Origin of the sequence: Streptomyces sp. NPDC048290 (assembly GCF_040652095.1) — a bacterium.
GTDB lineage: Bacteria > Actinomycetota > Actinomycetes > Streptomycetales > Streptomycetaceae > Streptomyces.
The window spans coordinates 310,907-331,845 of the sequence record NZ_JBEZLM010000006.1 but is presented as its reverse complement, the minus strand read 5'-3'; the positions used below and the strand labels follow the sequence as shown (position 1 = coordinate 331,845).

The following is a 20,939-nucleotide window of genomic DNA, read 5'->3' as shown; positions in this document are numbered from 1 at the left end:
GGGGCGCGGCGGGGCGCGCTGCCGGTCGCCTACGCGGCGGAGAGCGGTGCGGCCTGCTGGTCGGCGATGCGGGCGGCGACGGCGGAGCGCAGGGCGTTGCCTGCGTCGGCGGTGCCGTCGACCTCGCGGCGCAGTCCGGCGAGGGTTTCGCGTAGGCCGGGCTCGATGGCGTCGAGGTTGAGGCGGGCGACTTCCCCAGCGAGGTCACGGTGAAGGCCGCCCTGGACGGGTCCGGACTCGGCGGCACGATCGAGACCACCACCAGGACTCTCGACCTGGACCACGTCCGCTCCGTGTACTGGCGCCGCCCCCGGCCGTACGGGGGCCCGCCAGGGCTGGACGGCCCGGACAGCCGGTGGTGTGAGGAACAGGCCCGGTACGGTCTCGGTGGCGTTCTCACGGCCCTTCTCCAGGAGTCGTGTTACGTGAACCATCCCTGGGCGAACCGGGCCGCGGAGTACAAGCCCGCCCAGCTCGCTGCGGCGGCCCACTGCGGGTTCCGCGTACCCCCGACCCTGCTGACGAACGATCCCGTCGCGGCGCGCGGTTTCGCCCGTGAGCACGGACCCGTCGTGAACAAACCGCTCTACAACAGCGACTATGCCGATGAGGGGGGCAAAGCTCTGACCGTGTGGGTCGAGGAGGTCGTTCCGGAGGAACTGGACGCCGGTGTCGCCGCCACCGGCCACCTCTTCCAGCAGCGCCTGGACAAGACCGCCGACATCCGGCTGACCGCCGTCGGCGACCGCCTGTTCGCCGTCCGGATCGACGGATCGCCCGGCCTCGACTGGCGCCGCCACTACGACGATCTCCGCTACACCCTGATCGAGACGCCGCCGGACATCGCGAAGGGCGTCCGCTCCTACCTCGCCCGTTTCCGGCTGACCTTCGGGGCCTTCGACTTCGGACTCGACCGGGGCGGAGGCCGGCACTTCTACGAGTGCAACCCGAACGGACAGTTCGCCTGGTTCCCCGACCCCGTCACCCGCCGCATCGTTGACACGATCACCGACCACCTCCAGCAACCGCCCCGAGGTCCCCGATGACAGCGACCAGCACCGCCCTCCGCCACCACCTCGCCGACACCTTGGCCGCCAAGGGACACCTGACCGACCCGGCCCTGCGCACCGCCGTCGAAGACGTCCCCCGCGAGCTGTTCCTCGGCGACGCCGTGTTCCGCCCCGGCGGTTCCCACTGGCAGCCCGTCAGCCGCGCGGACGTCGGCGACGACGCATGGCTGCACATGGTGTACGACGACACCACATGGGTCACCCAGGTCGACGGCCTCAGCGCCTCCCGTGCCACGGGCGTCCTCCCCGGGAATCCCACATCGTCCAGCACGCTGCCCTCCGGGGTCGTGCTCATGCTGGAACTCGCCGACCTGCACGACGGCAGCAAGGTGCTGGAGATCGGCACCGGAACCGGGTACTCCACCGCGATCCTGTCCCATCGTCTCGGCGACTCCTGCGTGTACTCGGTCGAGTACGACAAGGACGTCGCCACGGCCGCCGCCCAGCACCTCGCCGCCGCAGGTCGCTCCCCTCACCTCGTCGTCGGCGATGGGCTGGAGGGACACCACGAAGGCGGCGAGTACGGCACCGTCATCGCGACCTGTGCCGTCCGCTCCATCCCGCCGCCCTGGCTGTGGCAGCTCCAGAACGGCGGCAGCGTCGTCACCACCCTCAGCGGCTGGATGACCGGCTCCGGTCTCATCCGCCTCACCCTCGACGACGACGGCGTGGCCCACGGGCGGTTCACCGGGGACCGGATCGCCTACATGCTCGCCCGGCCGCACGAGCGCCCGCCCAGGCCCAAGCTCTACCGGCGTCCCGGCACCGCCCGCACCACCCAGCTGTCCCCGACCCTCCTGGACGACTGGACCGGGCTGCTCGTCGCCCAGCTCGCCGCCCCCTCCGCCGAACTCCTCACCCTCAGCGGAGGCATCGCGCTGATCGACACCGCCACCGGCTCCCAGGCATGGACCGAGCCCGACGGCGACGCCTGGACCGTCCACCAGGACGGCCCCCTACGCCTGTGGGACCAGGTCGAGGCCGCGCTCGACGCATGGCAGCAGGCGGGCGCCCCCGATCAGACGGCGTTCGGCATGACCGTGACCGACGGGGAGCAAGTCGTCTGGCTGGGCGACCCGGGCGGGCCACAGTGGCGGCTCCCCCTCTAACCGGGACGGTGACCGGGACGGTGAACGGGCGGGTGACCGGCGCCTGGGCGGCCGTCGCCCCCGACGGGAAAGCCACACTCACCCGCACCCGGCACCGCACTCACCGCGGATACCGAGCCAACCACCCCGGTGAAGCCGCCGCAGGCGTGTGCAGGGCGGCCCCCTGTGTCATCTCCATGGCGAAGTCGTCCGCCAGTTCAAGGATCGTGGCCCGGCCTTCCAGTTCGGCCAGCCAGGCCGGGGGCAGGGCGGTCTCCCCGTGCAGCGCCCCCAGCAGACCCCCGGTCAGCGCGGCCGTCACCCCCGACGCCCCCTCCTGGTTCGTGGCCAGCCGCAGGCTCTGCCGGACGTCCTCGCCCACCAGCGCGCAGTACACGGCCGCCGACAGCGCGGACGCCGCCGTACCGCCCGAGGTCAGCTCGCCGACCCGGTCCGGTGTCGGGATGCCCTGGCGGACCGCGCCTAGGGCCCGTTGCAGCGCGCCGGAGACCGGCTCGTGGCCGGGGCGGGCGGACAGCAGGGACAGCGCCCGCTGGACCGCCGCGTCCAGGCTGTCGCCCCGGGCGAGCGCGTGCACGACCACCGCGTAGGCGCCCGCCGCCAGATACGCCACCGGGTCGCCGTGGGTCTGCGTGGCGCACTCCACCGCGAGCTGGACCACCAACTGCGGCTCCCAGCCGACCAGCAGTCCGAACGGCGCCGAGCGGGCCGCCGCCTCGGGCCCGGTCGCCCCGGGGTTCTTCGGCGCCTCCAGCGTGCCCATCGTCTCGTCGCCGAGCCCCAGCAGCAGCGCCCGGCCCGGGTCGCGGCGGGCGTACAGCCACTCCTCGCGGGCCAGCCAGCCGTCGTCCTTGCGCCGCTCGTCCGGTCCCCAGTCCCGCTGGGTCGCCGCCCAGCGCAGATACGCCCGGTGCAGATCCGTCGGCGGATGCCAGGCGCCGGTGTCCCGGCGGACCTGGGCGCGTATCAGTCCGTCCACGCTGAACAGGGTCAGCTGGGTGAGATGGCTGATCGCACCCCGGCGGCCGTGCGCCGGCAGCAGGTCGACCACACCCTCCGCACCGTACGTGCCACGGATCTCCTCCAGTCCGAGTCCGTCCACGGGGGCGCCGAGCGCGTCGCCGACGGCCACGCCGAGCAGCGTGCCGCGTACCCGGCTGCGGAAATCCTGCTGCTCGGCACGGCCCCACACGGCTCCGGACGTCGTCTCCACCCGTGTTCCCCCTTCGGCACTCCCGTCCCGCGCTACGACAGCTCAGCACTGTATTCGACGGGGAAGCGTCCGATCAGGGGCCGGAACGCGCCACCGGGCGTCCCGTGAAAGAGCCACGGCGGGTGTGTCCCAGTCCGCCCCTGGAAAGATCCATGTCATGACCACTTCCAGCCAGTCCGTCCCTCCCACCTCCCCCACCTCGTCCCCCACCTCCCGTACCTTGGCGCTGGCCGCGCTCGTCCTCACCGGCATCCTCGCGCTCTACATCGCGCTCGTGGCCCTGGGCAACATCACCGACTTCGGGTCGAATCAGCAGTTCGTCCATCACGTTCTGGCCATGGACACCACGTTCAAGGACGAGGACCTGATGTGGCGGGCCATCACCAGTACGGGGGTGCAGGACGCCGCCTATGTGGCGATCATCGTCTGGGAGACCGTCGCCGCGCTGGTGTTGATCGCCGGTACCTGGTTCTGGGCGCGGCGGGACGTGGACCGGGCGCGGAGCTGGTCGACGTACGGGCTGCTGATGCTGATGCTGCTGTTCGGGGGCGGGTTCATCGCGATCGGGGGTGAGTGGTTCGCGATGTGGCAGTCCTCGGACTGGAACGGGCTTGACGCGGCGACCCGGATCTTTCTGATGAGCGGGGTGGTGCTGCTGGTGAATCAGTTGCCCGCGCTCGGCAAGAGGTCCTAACGGTTGCTACTCGACGACCGTGACCGTCGTTCCCGTCGTGCCGAACTTCCACAGTGCCGCGCTGTCCGCCGACTTCATCCGGATGCCGCCCGTGTCGGTCCCGGCGGCGGGCGGCGGGGGCGAGGAGCCGTCCAGGGCGCTGGAGAAGGCCACGCTCACCCCGGACTTGGCGGCGAAGTACACGATGTTCTCGATCTCCACGCCGTCGGAGCCCGTGGTGGACTCCGCGCGTTCGCCGACCGGATAGCTGCCGGGGTCGGGGTCGACCGTCCCCGGCCAGACGGTGAAGGTGCGGCGGGCCGCGTCGCTGGCGTCGACCAGCCAGACGCGGCGTTCGGACAGCGAGTACACGATCCGGCGTCCGCTGCCGGAGCCGTCCGGGACCCGGACGGAGGCCGGTTCGCTGGGCGCGGGCTTGGCGCTCGCGGAGGCGGAGGGCTTGGGGTCGCTCGCGGCGGCGACGGGGCGCGGGCCCTCGGCGGCCTGGACGGCGAGCGCGCCGACGGCGACGACGGCGCCCGCGGTCAGTGAGCCGACCCAGATCCACGAGGGCAGCCGACGAGCAGCCACGGCACCCAACTCCTCAGTCTCCGGCGGACTCGGCGCCGACCGTCACCGGCGCTCGGCCAGCGGTGTCGGCGTCGGATCATCGTACTGTGCGGGGACCACCCCCCGGACGGCCCGGCGACGGTCCGGCGGACGGCCCCGCACGCGGCCCTGGGGCTCCGCCCGCGCCCCGTTCCGCCGCCCCCGCCGGCCGCTCAGGCGGGCGCGCTCACCCGTACCGGTGGGCGGGGGTCGACGGGGTGGACGGCGAGCGGGTGGACGGTCACCGTCATCCACGGCCACACCGGCAGCGAGGAGATGATCGCGTGCAGTTCGGTGGGGTCGGCGGCCTGCCACAGGCCCCAGTTCTCGGTGCGGCCGGGGACCCGCCACATGCGGACGAGATGCCCGGCGGCGGCCAGTTCGGCGGCGCGGTCGCGTTCGGCGGCGGAGACCGCGTCCTTGTGGGCGGGGTCCATGTCGTGGGGCCAGGTGATGCGGATGTGGACGAGGAATTCCATGGTGGGCTCTCGGCTCCTTGGAGAGGTGGACGGGTCAGTCGGCGAAGGGGTCCGGGGCGGTGCCGTACTCGGTGACGACCGACTTGGTGCGCAGGAACTCGCGTACCGCCTCGACGCCGTTCTCCCGGCCCAGGCCGGACTGCTTGTGGCCGCCGAAGGGGACGGACCAGTGCAGCAGGCGGTACGTGTTGACCCAGACGACCCCGGCGTCCAGGCGGGCGGTGAGCCGGTGGGCGCGGGACGCGTCCCTGCTCCACAGCCCGGCGGCGAGGCCGTACTCCAGGGAGTTGGCGGCGGTCACCGCCTCGTCCTCGGTGCCGAAGCGCTGGACGGTGACGACGGGGCCGAAGATCTCCTCCCGGCACACCGGCATCTCGGGCCGGACGTCGGCCAGGACCGTCGGCAGGTACCAGAAGCCGCCCTCCGCGCCGCCGGTGAGGGCGGGCGCGTGGCCCCCGGTCAGCAGCTTGGCGCCGGAGCGTACGGCGTCGTCCACGTAGGACGCGACCCGGGTGAGCGCGGCCCGGGAGGCGAGAGGGCCGATCTGGGTGCGCGGGTCGCGGGGGTCGCCGACCCGCAGCCGGTCGACGGCCGCCGCGAACCGGGTGAGGAAGGTGTCGTACACCTCGTCCTGGACCAGCAGCCGGGAACCGGCGACGCAGGTCTGGCCCGCGGCGGAGAAGGCGCCCTGGCGGGCGGCGGCCACGGCCGCGTCGAGATCGGCGTCGGCGAAGACGAGATGGGCGGACTTGCCGCCCGCCTCGCACACGAAGGGCTTCATCCAGGACGCGGCCAGCGCGCCCAGCTCCCGGGCGACGGCGGTGGAGCCGGTGAAGGTGACCATGGCCACGTCGGGGTGCTCGGTGAGCAGCCGGGCCTCCGCCGCGCCGCCGATGACGGTGGTGACGACCCCGGGCGGGAACCCCGCCTCCAGGGCGAGTTCGGCGAGCCGCACCGAGGACGCCGGGGCCTGCGGCGGGGGCTTGAGGACGACGGTGTTCCCGGCGGCGAGGGCCGGGGCCAGCTTCCAGGAGCCGAGGGAGAGCGCCCCGTTGAAGGGGGTCAGCGCGGCGACCACACCGAGCGGCTCCTGCCGGATCTGGGCGGTGGCGGTCGGGCTCAGGGTGCGGGAGCGGTCGTCCAGGGTCTCGGCGACGGCCGCGAAGTAGCGGTACCAGCGGACCAGGACCGCCACCTCGGCACGGGTCGCTGCGAGGGGCTTTCCGTTGGCGCGGGTCTCCAGGGCGGCGAGTTCGTCGCCGTGCGCGGCCAGCACGTCACCGAGCCGGTGCAGCAGGTCGGCGCGGGCGTGCTGGGGCAGGGCGGCCCAGGGGCCCGAGGCGTCCCGGGCGGCGGCGACCGCCTCCCGTACCGCGTCGGGGTCCTGGTGGGCGGTGGCCCACTGGGCGCCGGTGGCGGGGTCGAGGAGGGGGACCTCGGTGCCGCCGGGGGCGCTGCGGCGGACCCCGGTGAAGGAGGTCCACACCGGTGAGGTGGTGGGGGCGGTCATGGCTGTGCGGTCCTTACGTCGTTGGTGCCGAGTCCGGCGCGTACGGCGGGCTCGTCGTGGTGGTGGCAGGCGACGGTGTGGGTGCCGTCGCCCGTGTCGTCACCCGTGACGTCGGTGGTGACGTCCGTGGTGGGCGGGGGCTCGGTGCGGCACAGGTCGGTGGCGTAGGGGCAGGCCCGTTGGAAGCGGCAGCCGGGCGGCGGGGACGCCGGGTCGGGGGGCTCGGCGCGGGTCCCCGCGGCGGGCAGCGGGGCCCTCGGGTCGGGCACCGGGACGGCGGCGAGCAGGGCCTGGGTGTACGGGTGCCGGGGCGCGGCGAACACCTCGGCGCAGGGGCCGCTCTCCATGACCCGGCCGCCGTACAGGACGACGACCCGGTCGGCGATGTGCCGGACCACGCTCATGTCGTGCGAGATGAACAGGAAGCTGACCCCGCTGTCCCGGCACAGGTCCTTCAGCAGATTGACGATCTGTCCCTGCACACTGACATCGAGGGCGGAGACGATCTCGTCGCAGACGATGAAGCGGGGCTCGACGGCCAGCGCGCGGGCGATGGCGGCGCGCTGGCGCTGTCCGCCGGAGAGTTCATGCGGATGGCGGTCGGCGAGAGCGGGGGCGAGGCCGACCTGGGCGAGGAGTTCGGCGGCCCGGTCGGCGGCGCGCTCGCGCGGGACCGTGCGGTGCACCTGGACGACCTCGCGGATCATCTGGCCGATGGTCATCCGCGGGTTGAGACTGGCGTACGGGTCCTGGTGGACGATCTGGACGAGGCGGGGCAGGCTGCGGTCGGCGCGCAGGTCGGCCAGCGGGCGGCCCTCGATCAGGACGCGTCCGGCGGCCACCGGGGACAGGCCCACCAGGGCGCGTCCGGTGGTGGTCTTGCCGCTGCCGCTCTCCCCGACGACGGTGACGATGCTGCGGGCGGGGACGGTGAAGGAGACGCCGTCCACCGCGCGGGCCCGGCCGGTCACCCGGCGCAGGACGCCGGTGCGGACCGGGAAGTGGACCTGGAGGTCCTCGACGGTGACGGCCGGCTCCGCCCGATCGTCCCGGGCTGTGGACGTGCTCATACGGGGGCTCCTGCGGGGTGCGGCTCGTCGTCGGTGAGAGCGGTGAGAGCGGGGTAGGGGCAGCGGACGGTGTGGACGTGCTGCCCGGTGTGGTGCCCGGTGTCGTGCCCGGCGTCATGCCCGGTGTCGTGCCCGGCGTCATGCCCGGTGTCGTGCCCGGCGTCATGCCCGGTGTCGTGCCCGGTGTCATGCCCGGCCTCGTGCCCGGCGTCGTGCCCGGTGTGGTCCGGGCGGGCCGTGCCGGGCAGCGGGAGCAGCGCGGGGACGGCGTCGGCACAGTCGGCGCGGGCGGTGGCGCAGCGGGGCTGGAAGGCGCAGCCGGGGGGCGGGTCGGCGGGGTGCGGCGGGAAGCCGGGGATGGCGGGGAGCCGGTCGACCTGGCGGTCGAGGCGGGGGACGGCGGCCATCAGGGCGCGGGTGTAGGGGTGGCCGGGGGCGTCGAAGAGGGCGGTGGTGGGGGCGGTCTCGACGATCCGGCCGCCGTACATCACCGCGATGCGGTCGGTGACCTGGGCGACGACTCCGAGGTCATGGGTGATCAGGACGAGGGCGGTGCCCAGTTCGCGGCGGAGCCGGTCGATCAGGCCGAGGACCTGGGACTGGAGGGTGACGTCCAGGGCGGTGGTGGGTTCGTCGGCGATCAGCAGCCGGGGTTCACGGCTGACGGCCATGGCGATCAGGACGCGCTGGCGCATCCCGCCGGACAGTTCGTGCGGATGGCTGCCGAGCCGGTCGCGGGGGGCGGGGATGCCGACCAGGTCGAGGAGTTCCTCGCAACGGGCGCGGGCGGCGCGGCGGCCGTGTCCGTCGTAGCGGACCAGGGGCTCGGCCATCTGGGCGCCGATGGTCATGGCGGGGTTGAGCGCGGACAGGGCGTCCTGGGAGATCAGGGCGATGCCGCTGCCGCGTACCTCGCGCCACTGCCGCCGGCCGAGGGCGGTGAGGTCCCGGCCGTCGAAGGTGATCTTGCCGGTGATCTCGGCGCCCTCGGGTCCGAGGAGCCCGAGCACGGCCAGCATGGTCTGGCTCTTGCCGCACCCCGACTCGCCGACGACGCCCAGGGCCTCGCCCTCCGCGACGGTGAAGGAGACGTCCCTGACGGTCTGGACCGGGGTGCCCGGGGCGTGCCCGGAGCGGTGGTCCGGGTACGCGACCCGGAGGTGGTCCACTTCGAGGACCGGCGGAACGGGATCTGGGGCCACGGGGGCTGAGGGAACGGACATGAGGGCGGCTCCCGCCTACGCGAGCTTGATCTTGGGGTTGAAGTACGCCTGGAGGACGTCCACCAGGAAGTTGATGAGGACGAAGGCGACGGCGATCATCAGGATTCCGCCCTGGACCAGGGGGATGTCCCGGGTGGAGATGGCCTGGTGGAGGGCGAGTCCGATACCGGGCCAGGAGAAGACGGTCTCGGTGAGCACCGCCCCGCTGAGCAGGAACCCGGCCTGGAGGCCGATGACGGTGATCACCGACGGCATGGCGTTGGGCAGCACATGGCGCACCACGACCCGCAGTTCGCCGAGCCCCCGGGAACGGGCGGTGCGGACATAGTCGTTGCCGATCACCTCCAGCACCGCCGACCGGGTCATCCGGGCGATCACCGCGAGGGACCAGGCGGACAGGGTGAGCACCGGCAGCACCATGTGGGCGGCGACGTCGAGCGCCCCTCCCCCGCCGATGGAGGTCATCCCGGTGGCGGGCAGCATCCGCAGTTGGAGCGAGAAGACGACGATCAGCACCAGCCCGAACCAGAACGACGGTACGGAGTTGAGGAACAGCACGCCGACCGTCAGTCCCCGGTCCCGCAGCGAGCCCGGCTTCATGGCGGCCCAGGTGCCGATCGCGACCCCGGCGAGGGCGGCGACCACGATGGCGGTGCCGGACAGCAGGAAGGTGTTCAGGAGCCGCTCCGAGAGCACCTCGGAGACGGGGCGGCCGAAGGAGAGGGAGCGGCCGAGGTCGCCGTCGAGGAGATGGCCGAGGTAGGTGAAGTAGCGGGCGAGGGCGGGCTCGTCGAGTCCGAGGTCGGCGCGCAGGGCCTGGCGGTCCTCCTCGGTGGAGGTGGGGCCGAGCAGGGCGGTGGCCTGGTCGCCGGGGATGATCTGGCCGAGGCCGAAGGTGGCGATGGTCACCCCGAGGACGACGGGGATCATCTGGAGCGCCCGGCGCAGGGTGAAGGTCAGCATGAGGTGGCTCCTGGGCTGTTCATGACCGGCCGCGCCGGGCGGTGCGGGAGCGGGGGTCGAGTCGGTCGCGTACGCCGTCGCCGAGCAGGTTGAACCCGATGGCCAGGACGACGATCACCAGGCCGGGGATGGTGGCCACATGGGGCGAGGTGACCAGCAGGGCCCGGCCGCCGCTGAGCATCTGGCCCCAGTCGGGGGCGGGCGGCTGGGCGCCGAGGCCGAGGAAGGCGAGGCTGGCGCCGAGGATGACGTTGCGGCCGGTCTGGAGGGTGGCGAAGACGACCAGCGGGCCGAGCAGGTTGGGCACGATGTGGCGCAGGGCGATCCGGCGGTGCCGGTAGCCGAGGACGGCGGCGGCCTCCACGTACTGCTCCTGGCGCAGCGAGACCACGCTGCCGCGGACGATCCGGCCGAACTCGGGGACGGTGACCACCACCATGGCGATCACCATGGAGGTCAGTCCCGGTCCGAGGGCGACCCCGATGCCGAGCGCGAGCAGGATGCCGGGGAAGGAGAACATCACGTCGAACAGCCGCATCAGGACGCTGTCCAGCCAGCCGCCGACATAGCCGGAGACCAGGCCGAGCGCGCCCCCGATGAGCAGTGCGAGCAGCGTGGGGACGACGGCGACCAGCAGGGCGAGCCGGCTGCCGTGCATCAGCCTGCTGAGGATGTCCCGGCCGACCTCGTCGGTGCCGAGGAGATGGCCGCCGCTGAACGGGCCGAGGCCGATGGCGGACGGGTCGGTGGCGAGCGGGTCGGCGGGGGCGATCCAGGGGGCGAGCAGGGCGATCAGCACGGTCCCGGCGACGATCGCGCCGCCGACGACGGCGGTGGTGTCGCCGCCGAGCCGCAGCCGCGGTCGGGCTCTCGGGGGGACCGTGGCGGCGGGGGCGGCGGTGGCCTTGGTGGCACTCATGACGGGGACCTCCTCACCCGCGGCGGACGGTGGTGTAGTCGATGTAGACGGACGGCGCGGCGACGACGCCGTCGACCTTGTTGCTGAGCAGCCGGGGCAGCCGGTCCTGGTAGAGGAAGACCCAGGGGGCGTCCTCGGCGATGGCGTCGGCGGCGCGGCGGTAGAGGTCGGTGCGGGCGCGGTCGTCGGACTCGGCGCGGGCCCGGTCGAGGAGGGTGTCGACGGCCGGGTCGCGGTACCAGCCGCGGTTGACGCCGTCCGGCGGGTGCAGGGCGCCGCTGAACATCCGCTCCAGGAAGTCGCCCGCGTCGGCGCCGGTGGTCCAGCCGTTGAACGAGCCGTGGACGCCGTCCTTGTAGCCGCCGCCCTCCTCGGCGACCAGCGAAGCGAACTCCATGTACTGGACGTCCAGCCGGACCCCGACCGCCTTCAGGTCCTGCTGGATCAGCGACATGATCTCGGTGGCCTGGGAGAACCCGGGGCCGCTGTCCGGCGCGAGCATCCGCAGCCGTACCGGGGTGGGGACGCCGCTCTCGGCGATCAGCCGCTTGGCGAGGGCCGGGTCGTAGGCGTACCGCTCGTCGCCCGTACCGGCCGGTTCCTGCCGGTATGCCTCGTTGCCCCGGGGCAGCGGGCCGTACGACGGGGTGACCTGGTCGGCGGTGAGGGTGGCGAGGGCCCGCCGGTCCACGGCGTGGTTGAGGGCGCGCCGGAACTGGGCGTTGTCGGTGGGCGCGGTGCGGGTGTTGAGGCGCAGGAAGTACTGGTTGGCGGGCTCCGGGTACTGGACCGTCATGGTGCCCTGCCCGGCGAGCTGGCGTACCTGCTGGGCGCCCGCGCTGAGGATCGCGTCGACCTCGCCGGTCTGGGCGGCGATGGCCAGCGTGGTGGGGTCGCTGACCGACTCCACGATGATGGACTCCGTCTTCGGGGTGCCGCCCCAGTAGCCGCTGTTGCGGATCAGCTCGACCCGTTTGCCGTGGTCGGCGGCGTGCTGGCGGAAGGGTCCGGTGCCGACCGGGTGCAGCCCCACCTCGTCGGGCCGGTGCTCGCGCAGCACCTTCGGGCTGATCAGCGACATCCGCCGGTCGGTGAGCACCCGGGGCAGCCCGGCGTACGGCGTGGTCAGGCGCAGGACGACGGTGTGCGGGTCGCGCACCTCGACGCGTTCGATCCAGCGGGTCAGGAACTTCATGTTCCCGGCGGCGGTGGCGTCGTGCACGGGGGACTTCTCGTCGGTGATCCGGTCGAAGTTCAGTTTCACGGCGTCGGCGTCGAAGGGCGTGCCGTCGGCGAAGGCGACCCCGGTGCGCAGCCGCAGGGTGTAGGTCCGGGCGTCGGGGGAGGCGTCCCAGGAGGTGGCCAGCGCGGGGCGCAGCGCGGGCGCCCGGTCGGTCCGTGTCCCGAGGTCCTCACGGATGAGCGGGTCGAACAGCGCGTCCACGACCCGCAGTCCGACGGTCCCGGACAGCCGCTGCGGATCGAGGACGGGGATCTCGCCCTCGGCGCCGATGACCAGGGTGTCCGGGTCGCGCCCGAAGCTGGGCGGTGAGGCGCAGGCGGTGAGCAGCAGGGCTCCGGCGGCCAGGGCGAGGAGGGCCCGGCGGAGGGTGGCGCGCGGGGGACGGGGTGGTCCGGGTGGATGGGTGAGCCTCATGGACGGGCCTTTGTTCGGGAGTCTCATGGGTGCGGTCTGCGGGTGCGGGGGGAGGGCGTGGCCGTGGGGGTGGGGTCCGGCTCTCGGGGGGTCATGGGCGGCGCCCCCGTTCCCCGGCCAGGTCGTCCAGGACCGCCGCCGCCGTGTTGCGGCCGGGGTTGCCGGTGACGTAGCCGCCGGGCCAGGTGCCGCTGCCGCCGACGTAGAAGCCGGGCAGGGGGGTGCGGTGGGTGGCGAGGGCGGGGTGGGGGCGGGTGCCGAAGAGGGCGGTGGGGAGCATGTCGCCGTGGGTGATGTTGGCGCCGGTGAGGCCGAGTTCGCGTTCCATCTCGACCGGGTTCATGAAGCGGTGGTCGACGATCCGGTCGGCGAGGCCCGGCATCAGCCGTTCGAGCTGGGCGACGCAGCGGCGGCCGAAGCGTTCGGTGCGCTCGGTGTCCCAGGGGCCGTCGTGCGGACGGTACGGGGCGTGCCAGGCGTTGACGCTGATCAGATGGGTGGGGCCGGGGGTGAGGCCGGGCGAGGTGAGGGTGGGGGTCAGTCCCCACATGAGGATCTCCTCGCCGGTGCGGCCGTCCAGCGCGGCGGTGATCGCCTCCTCGATCCGGGCGGGCGAGGACCCGAACCGGAACTGGCAGGCGCGGACCGCCGCCGGGTCGGTGCCGTCCGGCAGCCCGGCGTAGGGCGGCAGCGCGTCGACCTCCAGCACCACCTTGAAGGCGGAGCCGCGCATCGGGGCGGCGAGGACGGCGGCACCGATGGCGGGGTCCATGGCGTCCGGGGGGAGCAGGTCGCGGAAGAGGTGATGGGGGTCGACGGTGGAGATCACCCGGGCGGTGGTGAACTCCTCACCGGCCGCCGTGACCACGCCCCGCACGCCGTCCGGGCCGTGCAGGACCCGGGCGACGGGGGTCGCGGTGCGCAGGTCGACCCCGTGGGCGCGGCAGGCGTCGGCGAGCGCGTCGGCGATGGCGCTCATCGAGCCGACGGGGAGTCCGGTGGAGCCGCGCAGGGCGACCCGTTCGGCGCCGTCCGCGCCGGGTGCGGCGGCGGCGAGGGCGAACGGCCGCATCAGCAGTCCGGCCCCGCTGCCCGGGGTGGACGGCGGCACGAGCTGGGCGTTGAGCGCGAGCAGCGTGAGCAGCGCCTTGGCCCGGTCGGAGCGCAGATGGGCGTCGAGCAGGTCGGTGAGTCCATGCTCGAAGACCAGCTCGAACAACCGGAGGTCGTCCGGGTCGGACAGGCGCTTCTTCAGTACGTCGAGTGCGGGCGGCGGGGCGTCCAGCCGGACCCCGAGCCGGGCGCCGAGCCGCTCCAGACCGTCGATGAGCCCCCGGTAGCGGGCCGCCTCGCCGGGGGCGAAGCCCTCCAACTGGGCGTCGACCCGCGTCTGGTCGCGCCAGCCGATGAAACAGCCCTCGGCGAAGTGGTGGACGACGGTCGGGTCGACCCGGGTGAAGCGCAGTCCGTGCCGGGCGAGTTCCAGCTCGCTGACGACGGCCGGGTTGAGCGAGCCGGGCGAGTTGGTGAAGGCGAGGCGGCGGCCGGGCAGGAACTCGTAGCCCCCGCAGGGGCCGCCCAGCACCGGGCGGGCTTCGAGGAGCGCGACCCGCAGTCCGGCGCGGCCCAGATAGGCGGCGGTGACCAGTCCGTTGTGGCCGCCGCCCACGATCACGGCGTCGTAGCGGCGCAGGTCGGACGAGGGCGGCGTCGGTGGAGCCGGGGAGTGGCGCATGTCAGACGGGGGCCGTGGCGGTGAAGCCGGTCGCGAACAGGTCCACCCAGTTGCCGCCGCTGATCCGGTCGACCTCGGCGGCACTGAAGCCCCGTTCCAGCAGCCGCTGCCGGACCGTGGCGTAGCCTCGCCCGGCGGCGAACCAGTCCGGGAACTCGACCGGGCCGGAGATCGGCACCATCGGGCTGCGGCTCCAGCGGCCCTGGCGCCACCAGTGCAGTTCCTCGTCGCCGTGCCCGGCGTAGTAGTCGGAGCCGAGGCCGACATGGTCCACGCCGATGAGGTCGGCGGTGTAGGCGACCATGTCGCAGAAGCGGTCGACGGTGCAGTCGGCGCCGTCCGGCGCGATCCTCGGGTACATGCTCAGCCCGACCACCCCGCCGGACGCGGCGGTCTGCTTGAGCACGGTGTCGGACTTGTTGCGCAGCGCCAGTTCGACGTCCTCGCCGACGAACGCGCGCGGATTGGCGTGGGTGACGGCGACCGGCCGCTCGGACGCCTCGATGGCCTCCAGCGTGGTCCGCTCGTTGCAGTGCGAGAGGTCGACGACCATGCCGACCTGGTTCATCTCCCGGATCAGATTGCGGCCGTAGGTCCGGGACAGCCCGGCGTCCGCGCCCTCCCAGCAGCCGGCGCCCGCCGAGTTCTGGGTGTTGTAGGTGAGCTGGGCGATCCGCACCCCGGCCTGGTGGAAGGCGCCGACGAGATCGAGGTCGTCCTCGAACGGCGAGCTGTTCTGGAACCCGAGGACGACGGCGGTACGGCCGTCGCGTCCGGCCGCGCGGATGTCGTCGGCGGTGCGGCCCTCGCACAGCAGATCGGCGTGCTCGGCCATCAGCCGCTGCCAGCGGCCGACCTCGCGCAGGGTCTCGGTGGAGTCCTCCCAGATGGCGACGGTGGCGTGGATGGCGGTGATACCGGCCGCGTGCCACTCCTCGAAGCGGTCGCGGGAGGGCTTGACGAACTGGAGGGCGTCGACGAGCACGGGGGCGTTCTCCTTGCGGTGGGGGCGGGGGGCGGGACCGGCGGCGGCGCTCATAGCTCCGCGATGCTGCCGAGCCGCCCGAGCGCCGGGATCTCGTCGCGCAGCCCGAGGTGGCGCAGGGCCCGCCACAGGGACGCCTGGTTGCTGGTGACGACCGGGAGCCCGGTGTCCAGCTCCAGATAGGGCAGCACCTCGAAGGTGCGGAAGGTGCCGCAGGAGATCAGCAGGGCGTCCGCGTCCGGGGCGGCCCGGTGCAGCCGCCGCCCCAGCCGGTAGGCGCTGTCGGCGTCATGGACGCTGGCGTCGTACGGGTCGGTGATCTGGAGGCCCTCGATCACCGGGACCTCGAAGCCGACGGCGGTGAGATAGGCGCGCAGGGCCTCGTTGACCTCGTCGGTGTAGATGCTGCCGACGGCGACGGAGGTGGCGCCGAGCGCCCGCAGCGCGTCGACATGGGCCTGCATCATCGTGATGGCCGGGACGCCGGTCTCGGCGGTGATCTCGGCGGTCACCTTCTCGTCGGTGCCGGGGCCCGGGATGAAGGTGCCGGGCGCTCCGCACTGCACGATCAGATCGACCTTGGCGGTGGCGAGCTGCCGGGACGCCTCCAGGACCTGCGCCATCATCGTGCGCAGTCCGTCCGCGTCGACTCTCGGGACGATGGTCCGCGCGTCGGCGAAGGCCACGCCCGTGGGCGCGACGGAGCGCCATTCCTCGGCGCCCTCGATGGCCGTTGCGGGACGTATCTGACCAATACGGGCACGCCAGCCGAGTAGCATACGAAATCCTCTTTTCCGATAGGCACTTTCCGGCCGCCGTCCTTCATCTGGGACAGTGGTCCAGATCGGTTGGGACAACGTACCTACCGTCTCGGAGACAGGTCAATGGGCATACCGAGCCGCAAAAGGAATAGAGGGAAGCAAGAAGGATCAGAAAAGAACAGGCCGGAACGGTGGCGAGTCAGCCCTCAGGCAGCACGATCCGGCCACTCGACACGAAGGCGATGGCGTCAGGGAGTGCGGGAGGCGCCCCCAGAGCCGGGGGCAGGAGCCGTCAGACGGGCTGACGCCAGCGGACGGTGATCTCCGCGGCGGCGGCCCGCAGCAGGGGGACGAGTTCGGCGGTGCGCTCGTCGGTCAGCCGGGCCTGCGGCCCGTAGATGCTGAGCGCGGCGACGATCCGGCCCTGGGAGCCGATCGGTACGGCCACCCCGCAGCCGCCCGGAATCCACTCCTCGCGGCTGATGGCGTACCCCTGCTCGCGGGCCAGGTCGATCCGACCGAGGACGGCGGACTCGGCACCGGGGTCACCGGCGGTGTGCTCGCGCACCAGCGGGCCGAGCCGCTCGGGCGGCAGCATCGACAGCAGGACCCGTCCGGTGGCGCCGGAGAAGAGCGAGTACGGGCGGCCGACGCCGGTGATCAGCCGCAGCGGCTGGGGGCTCTCGGCCTCGTAGACGGTGACCCGGTGGCCGTCGACGACCGTGGAGACACAGGCGGTCTCGCCGGTCAGGGCCGCGATCCGGGACGCGGTGTCCGAGGCGGCGCCGACCAGATCGCTGTTGGCGGTGTGCTTCCAGGCCAGGGTGAGGGCGGCGGGCCCGATGACGTACTTGCGGGTGGTCCCGTCCGCGACGGCCAGCCCCTCGCGCTCCAGGGAGACCAGGATGCGCTGCACCGAACTCTTGCTGATGTCCAGGTCCCGGCTGAGTTCCCGGACCCCGCGCGGCCGGTCGGCGTCGGCGATGGCCTTGAGCACCTGGAGGGCGTGGTCCACGATCTGCACGGTGGCCACGGAACGCGGCGCGGCGCCGGTCCGGTCGTCGTCACCGGGACCGGCGGGGGCGGCGGAATCAGGTGCGGTCGCCATGGGACGCGGCACTCTCCCTCATCAGCGGGCTGGAACACGACCGGGTGCGTCACCGGCGGCGCCGGACGCGGAGGGGACGCCGGTCCCGTGATGCACCGGAACGGGCAGTATCACACAGGTGGTACGGCGTCCCACAACGCGCCCGGCGGCCGGGGCCCCACGGGGTCAGTCGAGCAGCGGCAGCAGCGCCGGGAGCTGGCCGTCCGATGCGCGGGCGGCCTGCTGCCGCTCCTCCGGGACCTCGCCGTAGAGCGTGGTGCGCGGGCGGGACGGGCGGCCGGCCGCCTCGGCGACGGCGATCAGGTCCTTGACCGACTTGTAGGAGCCGTAGGAGGAGCCCGCCATCCGGGAGATGGTCTCCTCCATCAGCGTGCCGCCCAGGTCGTTGGCGCCGGAGCGGAGCATCTCGGCGGCGCCCTCGGTGCCCAGTTTGACCCAGCTTGTCTGGATGTTGGGAATCCAGGGGTGCAGCAGCAGCCGGGCCATCGCGGTCACCGCGCGGTTGTCCCGGACGGTCGGGCCGGGACGGGCGATCCCGGCCAGGTAGACCGGGGCGTTGGTGTGGATGAAGGGCAGCGTGACGAACTCGGTGAAGCCGCCGGTGCGCTGCTGGATGCCGGCCAGGGTGCGCAGATGGCCGAGCCAGTGGCGGGGCTGGTCGACATGGCCGTACATCATCGTGGACGAGGAGCGCAGGCCCAGTTCATGGGCGGTGGTGACGACCTCGATCCAGGTGGCGGCGGGCAGTTTGCCCTTGGTGAGGATCCAGCGGACCTCGTCGTCCAGGATCTCGGCGGCGGTGCCCGGGATCGAGTCGAGTCCGGCCTCCTTGGCGGCGGTCAGCCAGTCGCGGATCGACATCCCGGTGCGGGTGGCGCCGTTGACGACCTCCATCGGCGAGAAGGCGTGGACGTGCATCCCGGGCACGCGCTCCTTCACCGCCCGCGCGATGTCGAAGTACGCCGTGCCCGGCAGGTCGGGGTGGATACCGCCCTGCATACACACCTCGACGGCGCCGACCTCCCACGCCTGCTGGGCCCGGTCGGCGACCTGGTCCAGGGAGAGGGTGTAGGCGTCGGCGTCGGTGCGGCGCTGGGCGAAGGCGCAGAAGCGGCAGCCGGTGTAGCAGACATTGGTGAAGTTGATGTTGCGGGTGACGATGTACGTCACCTCGTCGCCGACGGCCGCTTTCCGTACGTCGTCGGCGATCCGGCAGAGCGCGTCCAGCGCCGGGCCGTCCGCGTGCAGCAGAGCAAGGGCCTCGTCGTCGGTGAGCCGGGTGGGGTCGTCGGCGGCGGTGGCGAGGGCGGCGCGTACGTCGGTGTCGATCCGGGACGGGACCATGCCGGGGGCGGCGGCCTCGCGCAGGGCGCCCCAGTCGCCGTACACCTCGTCGAAGTCCTCGCGGCGGTCGGTGGTGCGGCCCTCGGTGTCGATGGTGGTGTGCAGATCGGTGCGGCCGGACGCGGTGAACGCCTCGTCGGGCTCCTGCCAGGGGCGGCCCACGACGGGGGCGTCCGGGCGGGCGAGGCCGGTCTCCGGGTCGGCGAGCGCGGCCACGTGCGGACGCAGCCGGGGGTCCAGCCAGGGCTCGCCCCGGCGGACGAACTCGGGGTAGACGCAGAGACGTTCCCTCAGGGTGAATCCGGCGGCCTCGGAGCGGGTGGCGAGTTCCTCGATCTGCGGCCAGGGGCGTTCCGGGTTGACATGGTCGATGGTGAGCGGGGAGACCCCGCCCCAGTCGTCGATCCCGGCGCCGATCAGCCGCTCGTACTCGCTGTCCACCAGGTTGGGCGGGGCCTGGAGACAGGCGCTCGGGCCCATGATGTGCCGGGCGACGGCGATGGTGGCGACGAGTTCGTCCAGTTCCGCGTCCGGCATTCCGCGCATCGCGGTGTCCGGCTTGGCGCGGAAGTTCTGGATGATCAGTTCCTGGATGCCGTGGTAGGTGCGGGAGATCCTGCGGAGCGCGAAGAGGGATTCGGCGCGCTCCTCGTAGGTCTCGCCGATGCCGATGAGCAGGCCCGAGGTGAACGGGACGGAGGAGCGGCCGGCGTCCTCCAGGACCCTGAGGCGTACGGCGGGTTCCTTGTCCGGGGAGCCGTGGTGCGGGCCGCCGGGCTCGGACCACAGGCGGGTCGCGGTGGTCTCCAGCATCATGCCCATGGAGGGGGCGACGGGCTTGAGGCGCTGGAAGTCGGTCCAGCTCATGACGCCCGGGTTGAGGTGGGGCAGCAGGCCGGTCTCCTCCAGGATGCGGATGGAGATGGCGCGGACGTAGGCGATGGTGTCGTCGTAGCCGTGCGCGTCGAGCCACTCGCGGGCCTCGGGCCAGCGGTCCTCGGGCTTGTCGCCGAGGGTGATGAGGGCTTCCTTGCAGCCGAGCGCGGCGCCCTTGCGGGCGATGTCCAGCACCTCGTCGGGGGACATGAACATCCCGTGTCCCGCGCGGCGGAGTTTGCCGGGGACGGTGACGAAGGTGCAGTAGTGGCATTTGTCACGGCAGAGCCGGGTGAGGGGGATGAAGACGCTCTTGGAGTAGGTGATCACGCCGGGGCGGCCGTGCTGCTCCAGACCGGCGTCCCTCACGCGGGCCGCGGACGCGGTGAGGTCGTCCAGCGCGGGGCCTCGGGCCTGGAGGAGGACGGCGGCCTCCGTGACGTCCAGGGCGACGCCGTCACGGGCACGTTTGAGGGCGCGACGCAGGGAGTTCTCGGTGGGGCGGCCGGGTCCGGAGGTCGCGGATGTCGTCATCCTTCGAGCATACGTAGCGACTCCGTCGGTTCGGCGGGACGGGACGGTGGGGTGAGGTGGCTTGAGAGGTGAGCGTCGGCATCCCAACCCTGCGCGGTTCCCCGCGCCCCTACGTGCCCCCAACTGCGGGCAGTCGTGCCGCAGGGCGGCACGGGTGGGCGCGGCGGCTCCCCGCTAGCGCGGGTTCGCGTACGCCCCCCACAGCCACCCGTCCGCGCGGGTTCGCGTCTCGCCCCCCGCCTCAGCTATACGTACGGCGCGTACCCGTCCAGCGCTCGCAGGACCTCCGTCTCGCCCTGCGGGGGGAGTTGGAGGACGACTTCCTCCAGGCCCAGGGACTCGTAGTGGGACAGTTTGCCGGGGGTCGGGTGGACCGCGTACGGGACCACCTGGAGGGCGTCCGGGGCGCGGCCCGCCTCCGCCCAGCGGGCGCGCAGCGCAGGCAGGGTGTCCGTCAGGCCCGCGCCGCCGATCGGCATCCAACCGTCCGCGTACCCGCAGATGTGCTCGAAGAGCTTCGGCCCCGCCGCCCCACCCACCAGCGTCCGCGGCCCCGTCACCGGCCCGCGCGGCTTCTGCGCCGGCTTGGGGTGCGCCTCACTCGCCCGGACCGACCCGAACTCGCCCTCGTAGCCCGTCGGTTCCTCGCTCCACAGCGCCTGCATCAGCCCCATCCGGTCCCGTACCAGGTCCCGTCGGGTGCGCCAGGCGACCCCGTGGTCGGCGGACTCCTCCACGTTCCAGCCGAAGCCGAGGCCGAGCGTGAAGCGGCCCCCGGACAGATGGTCGAGGGTCGCGATCTGCTTGGCCAGGGCGATCGGATCGTGCTGGGCGACCAGCGTGATGCCGGTGCCGAGACCGAGCCGCTCGGTGACGGCGGCGACCTGGCCGAGCGCGACGAACGGGTCGAGCGTGCGGCCGTACTCCCGGGGCAGCTCGCCGCCCGCCGGGTACGGAGTGGTCCGCTCGACCGGGATATGGGTGTGTTCCGGCAGATACAGCCCGGCGAACCCCCGCTGTTCCAGCTCTCGGGCGAGCCGGACCGGGGTGATCGTCTCGTCGGTGAGGAAGATCGTGACGGCGATACGCATGTCCCCATCT

At 73.1% G+C, this 20,939-nt stretch carries 19 protein-coding genes; 3 read left to right on the top strand and 16 right to left on the bottom strand.

What is annotated here, in order from left to right:
- Positions 1-29: 29 nt before the first annotated feature.
- Positions 30-434 carry a hypothetical protein gene (locus AB0D49_RS13000; RefSeq protein WP_362755449.1) on the bottom strand — a complete coding sequence of 135 codons (405 nt, stop codon included), beginning with the start codon at positions 432-434 and terminating at the stop codon, positions 30-32.
- Between AB0D49_RS13000 and AB0D49_RS12995 the strand changes: the two genes are divergently transcribed.
- Positions 426-1,046 (top strand): hypothetical protein, encoded by a 621-nt coding sequence (locus tag AB0D49_RS12995; protein ID WP_362755446.1) that lies wholly within the window; start codon positions 426-428, stop codon positions 1,044-1,046. The two genes, AB0D49_RS13000 and AB0D49_RS12995, sit on opposite strands and share 9 nt — an antisense overlap.
- Positions 1,043-2,179, top strand: coding sequence for an ATP-grasp peptide maturase system methyltransferase (gene tgmC, locus AB0D49_RS12990; RefSeq protein WP_362755443.1), 1,137 nt, complete (start codon positions 1,043-1,045; stop codon positions 2,177-2,179). Before AB0D49_RS12995 ends, tgmC begins: the two co-directional genes overlap by 4 nt.
- Before the next feature lie 100 nt (positions 2,180-2,279).
- On the opposite strand, the gene AB0D49_RS12985 is transcribed toward tgmC, so the two are convergent.
- Positions 2,280-3,392, bottom strand: coding sequence for an ADP-ribosylglycohydrolase family protein (locus tag AB0D49_RS12985; protein WP_362755440.1), 1,113 nt, complete (start codon positions 3,390-3,392; stop codon positions 2,280-2,282).
- 157 nt (positions 3,393-3,549) lie between these two features.
- Here AB0D49_RS12985 and AB0D49_RS12980 point away from each other — a divergent pair, with 157 nt between their 5' ends.
- Complete coding sequence (locus tag AB0D49_RS12980; RefSeq protein ID WP_362755437.1) at positions 3,550-4,086, top strand: DUF2165 domain-containing protein; 537 nt, start codon at positions 3,550-3,552, stop codon at positions 4,084-4,086.
- Between the two features lie 6 nt (positions 4,087-4,092).
- Here the strand turns inward: AB0D49_RS12980 and AB0D49_RS12975 are convergent, their stop codons facing one another.
- The 14 genes from AB0D49_RS12975 to AB0D49_RS12910 form a co-directional block, all read right to left on the bottom strand.
- A complete protein-coding gene (locus tag AB0D49_RS12975; protein ID WP_362755434.1) occupies positions 4,093-4,656 on the bottom strand; it encodes a hypothetical protein in 564 nt (187 codons plus the stop codon).
- A 191-nt stretch (positions 4,657-4,847) separates the two neighbouring features.
- Positions 4,848-5,153 carry a muconolactone Delta-isomerase family protein gene (locus AB0D49_RS12970; protein ID WP_362755431.1) on the bottom strand — a complete coding sequence of 102 codons (306 nt, stop codon included), beginning with the start codon at positions 5,151-5,153 and terminating at the stop codon, positions 4,848-4,850.
- A 34-nt stretch (positions 5,154-5,187) separates the two neighbouring features.
- Positions 5,188-6,663, bottom strand: coding sequence for an aldehyde dehydrogenase family protein (locus tag AB0D49_RS12965; RefSeq protein ID WP_362755428.1), 1,476 nt, complete (start codon positions 6,661-6,663; stop codon positions 5,188-5,190).
- A complete protein-coding gene (locus AB0D49_RS12960; protein WP_362755425.1) occupies positions 6,660-7,733 on the bottom strand; it encodes an oligopeptide/dipeptide ABC transporter ATP-binding protein in 1,074 nt (357 codons plus the stop codon). The genes AB0D49_RS12965 and AB0D49_RS12960 overlap by 4 nt, the downstream gene beginning before the upstream one ends.
- Positions 7,730-8,956, bottom strand: a complete 1,227-nt coding sequence (locus AB0D49_RS12955; protein WP_362755422.1) for an oligopeptide/dipeptide ABC transporter ATP-binding protein — start codon at positions 8,954-8,956, stop codon at positions 7,730-7,732. Before AB0D49_RS12955 ends, AB0D49_RS12960 begins: the two co-directional genes overlap by 4 nt.
- A 15-nt stretch (positions 8,957-8,971) precedes the next feature.
- A complete protein-coding gene (locus tag AB0D49_RS12950; RefSeq protein WP_362755419.1) occupies positions 8,972-9,919 on the bottom strand; it encodes an ABC transporter permease in 948 nt (315 codons plus the stop codon).
- A gap of 19 nt (positions 9,920-9,938) precedes the next feature.
- The gene (locus AB0D49_RS12945; RefSeq protein ID WP_362755416.1) at positions 9,939-10,838 is read right to left on the bottom strand and encodes an ABC transporter permease; all 900 of its coding nucleotides are present in this window, start codon (positions 10,836-10,838) and stop codon (positions 9,939-9,941) included.
- A 13-nt stretch (positions 10,839-10,851) separates the two neighbouring features.
- Positions 10,852-12,495, bottom strand: coding sequence for an ABC transporter substrate-binding protein (locus AB0D49_RS12940; protein ID WP_362755412.1), 1,644 nt, complete (start codon positions 12,493-12,495; stop codon positions 10,852-10,854).
- A gap of 91 nt (positions 12,496-12,586) precedes the next feature.
- On the bottom strand, positions 12,587-14,230 hold the full coding sequence (locus AB0D49_RS12935) for an NAD(P)/FAD-dependent oxidoreductase (RefSeq protein WP_362755409.1): 1,644 nt from the start codon (positions 14,228-14,230) through the stop codon (positions 12,587-12,589).
- A gap of 1 nt (position 14,231) precedes the next feature.
- A complete protein-coding gene (locus AB0D49_RS12930; protein ID WP_362755815.1) occupies positions 14,232-15,215 on the bottom strand; it encodes a membrane dipeptidase in 984 nt (327 codons plus the stop codon).
- Between the two features lie 50 nt (positions 15,216-15,265).
- Entirely contained in the window at positions 15,266-15,994 is a 729-nt protein-coding gene (locus AB0D49_RS12925; RefSeq protein ID WP_362755406.1) for an aspartate/glutamate racemase family protein, read from the bottom strand.
- Positions 15,995-16,268: 274 nt separating this feature from the next.
- Positions 16,269-17,084 (bottom strand): IclR family transcriptional regulator, encoded by an 816-nt coding sequence (locus AB0D49_RS12920; RefSeq protein ID WP_362755403.1) that lies wholly within the window; start codon positions 17,082-17,084, stop codon positions 16,269-16,271.
- A 165-nt stretch (positions 17,085-17,249) separates the two neighbouring features.
- Positions 17,250-19,838, bottom strand: coding sequence for a bifunctional FO biosynthesis protein CofGH (locus AB0D49_RS12915; RefSeq protein ID WP_362755400.1), 2,589 nt, complete (start codon positions 19,836-19,838; stop codon positions 17,250-17,252).
- Between the two features lie 245 nt (positions 19,839-20,083).
- A complete protein-coding gene (locus AB0D49_RS12910; RefSeq protein ID WP_362755397.1) occupies positions 20,084-20,929 on the bottom strand; it encodes an LLM class F420-dependent oxidoreductase in 846 nt (281 codons plus the stop codon).
- Between the last annotated feature and the right edge of the window lie 10 nt (positions 20,930-20,939).

What these genes read in the sequence shown, in the direction of transcription:
- AB0D49_RS13000 (WP_362755449.1), bottom strand. Translation starts at nt 434, where the DNA reads ATGGTTCACGTAACACGACTCCTGGAGAAGGGCCGTGAGAACGCCACC.
- tgmC (WP_362755443.1), top strand. Translation starts at nt 1,043, where the DNA reads ATGACAGCGACCAGCACCGCCCTCCGCCACCACCTCGCCGACACCTTG.
- AB0D49_RS12980 (WP_362755437.1), top strand. Translation starts at nt 3,550, where the DNA reads ATGACCACTTCCAGCCAGTCCGTCCCTCCCACCTCCCCCACCTCGTCC.
- AB0D49_RS12970 (WP_362755431.1), bottom strand. Translation starts at nt 5,153, where the DNA reads ATGGAATTCCTCGTCCACATCCGCATCACCTGGCCCCACGACATGGAC.
- AB0D49_RS12965 (WP_362755428.1), bottom strand. Translation starts at nt 6,663, where the DNA reads ATGACCGCCCCCACCACCTCACCGGTGTGGACCTCCTTCACCGGGGTC.
- AB0D49_RS12960 (WP_362755425.1), bottom strand. Translation starts at nt 7,733, where the DNA reads ATGAGCACGTCCACAGCCCGGGACGATCGGGCGGAGCCGGCCGTCACC.
- AB0D49_RS12955 (WP_362755422.1), bottom strand. Translation starts at nt 8,956, where the DNA reads ATGTCCGTTCCCTCAGCCCCCGTGGCCCCAGATCCCGTTCCGCCGGTC.
- AB0D49_RS12950 (WP_362755419.1), bottom strand. Translation starts at nt 9,919, where the DNA reads ATGCTGACCTTCACCCTGCGCCGGGCGCTCCAGATGATCCCCGTCGTC.
- AB0D49_RS12945 (WP_362755416.1), bottom strand. Translation starts at nt 10,838, where the DNA reads ATGAGTGCCACCAAGGCCACCGCCGCCCCCGCCGCCACGGTCCCCCCG.
- AB0D49_RS12940 (WP_362755412.1), bottom strand. Translation starts at nt 12,495, where the DNA reads ATGAGGCTCACCCATCCACCCGGACCACCCCGTCCCCCGCGCGCCACC.
- AB0D49_RS12935 (WP_362755409.1), bottom strand. Translation starts at nt 14,230, where the DNA reads ATGCGCCACTCCCCGGCTCCACCGACGCCGCCCTCGTCCGACCTGCGC.
- AB0D49_RS12925 (WP_362755406.1), bottom strand. Translation starts at nt 15,994, where the DNA reads ATGCTACTCGGCTGGCGTGCCCGTATTGGTCAGATACGTCCCGCAACG.
- AB0D49_RS12920 (WP_362755403.1), bottom strand. Translation starts at nt 17,084, where the DNA reads ATGGCGACCGCACCTGATTCCGCCGCCCCCGCCGGTCCCGGTGACGAC.
- AB0D49_RS12915 (WP_362755400.1), bottom strand. Translation starts at nt 19,838, where the DNA reads ATGACGACATCCGCGACCTCCGGACCCGGCCGCCCCACCGAGAACTCC.
- AB0D49_RS12910 (WP_362755397.1), bottom strand. Translation starts at nt 20,929, where the DNA reads ATGCGTATCGCCGTCACGATCTTCCTCACCGACGAGACGATCACCCCG.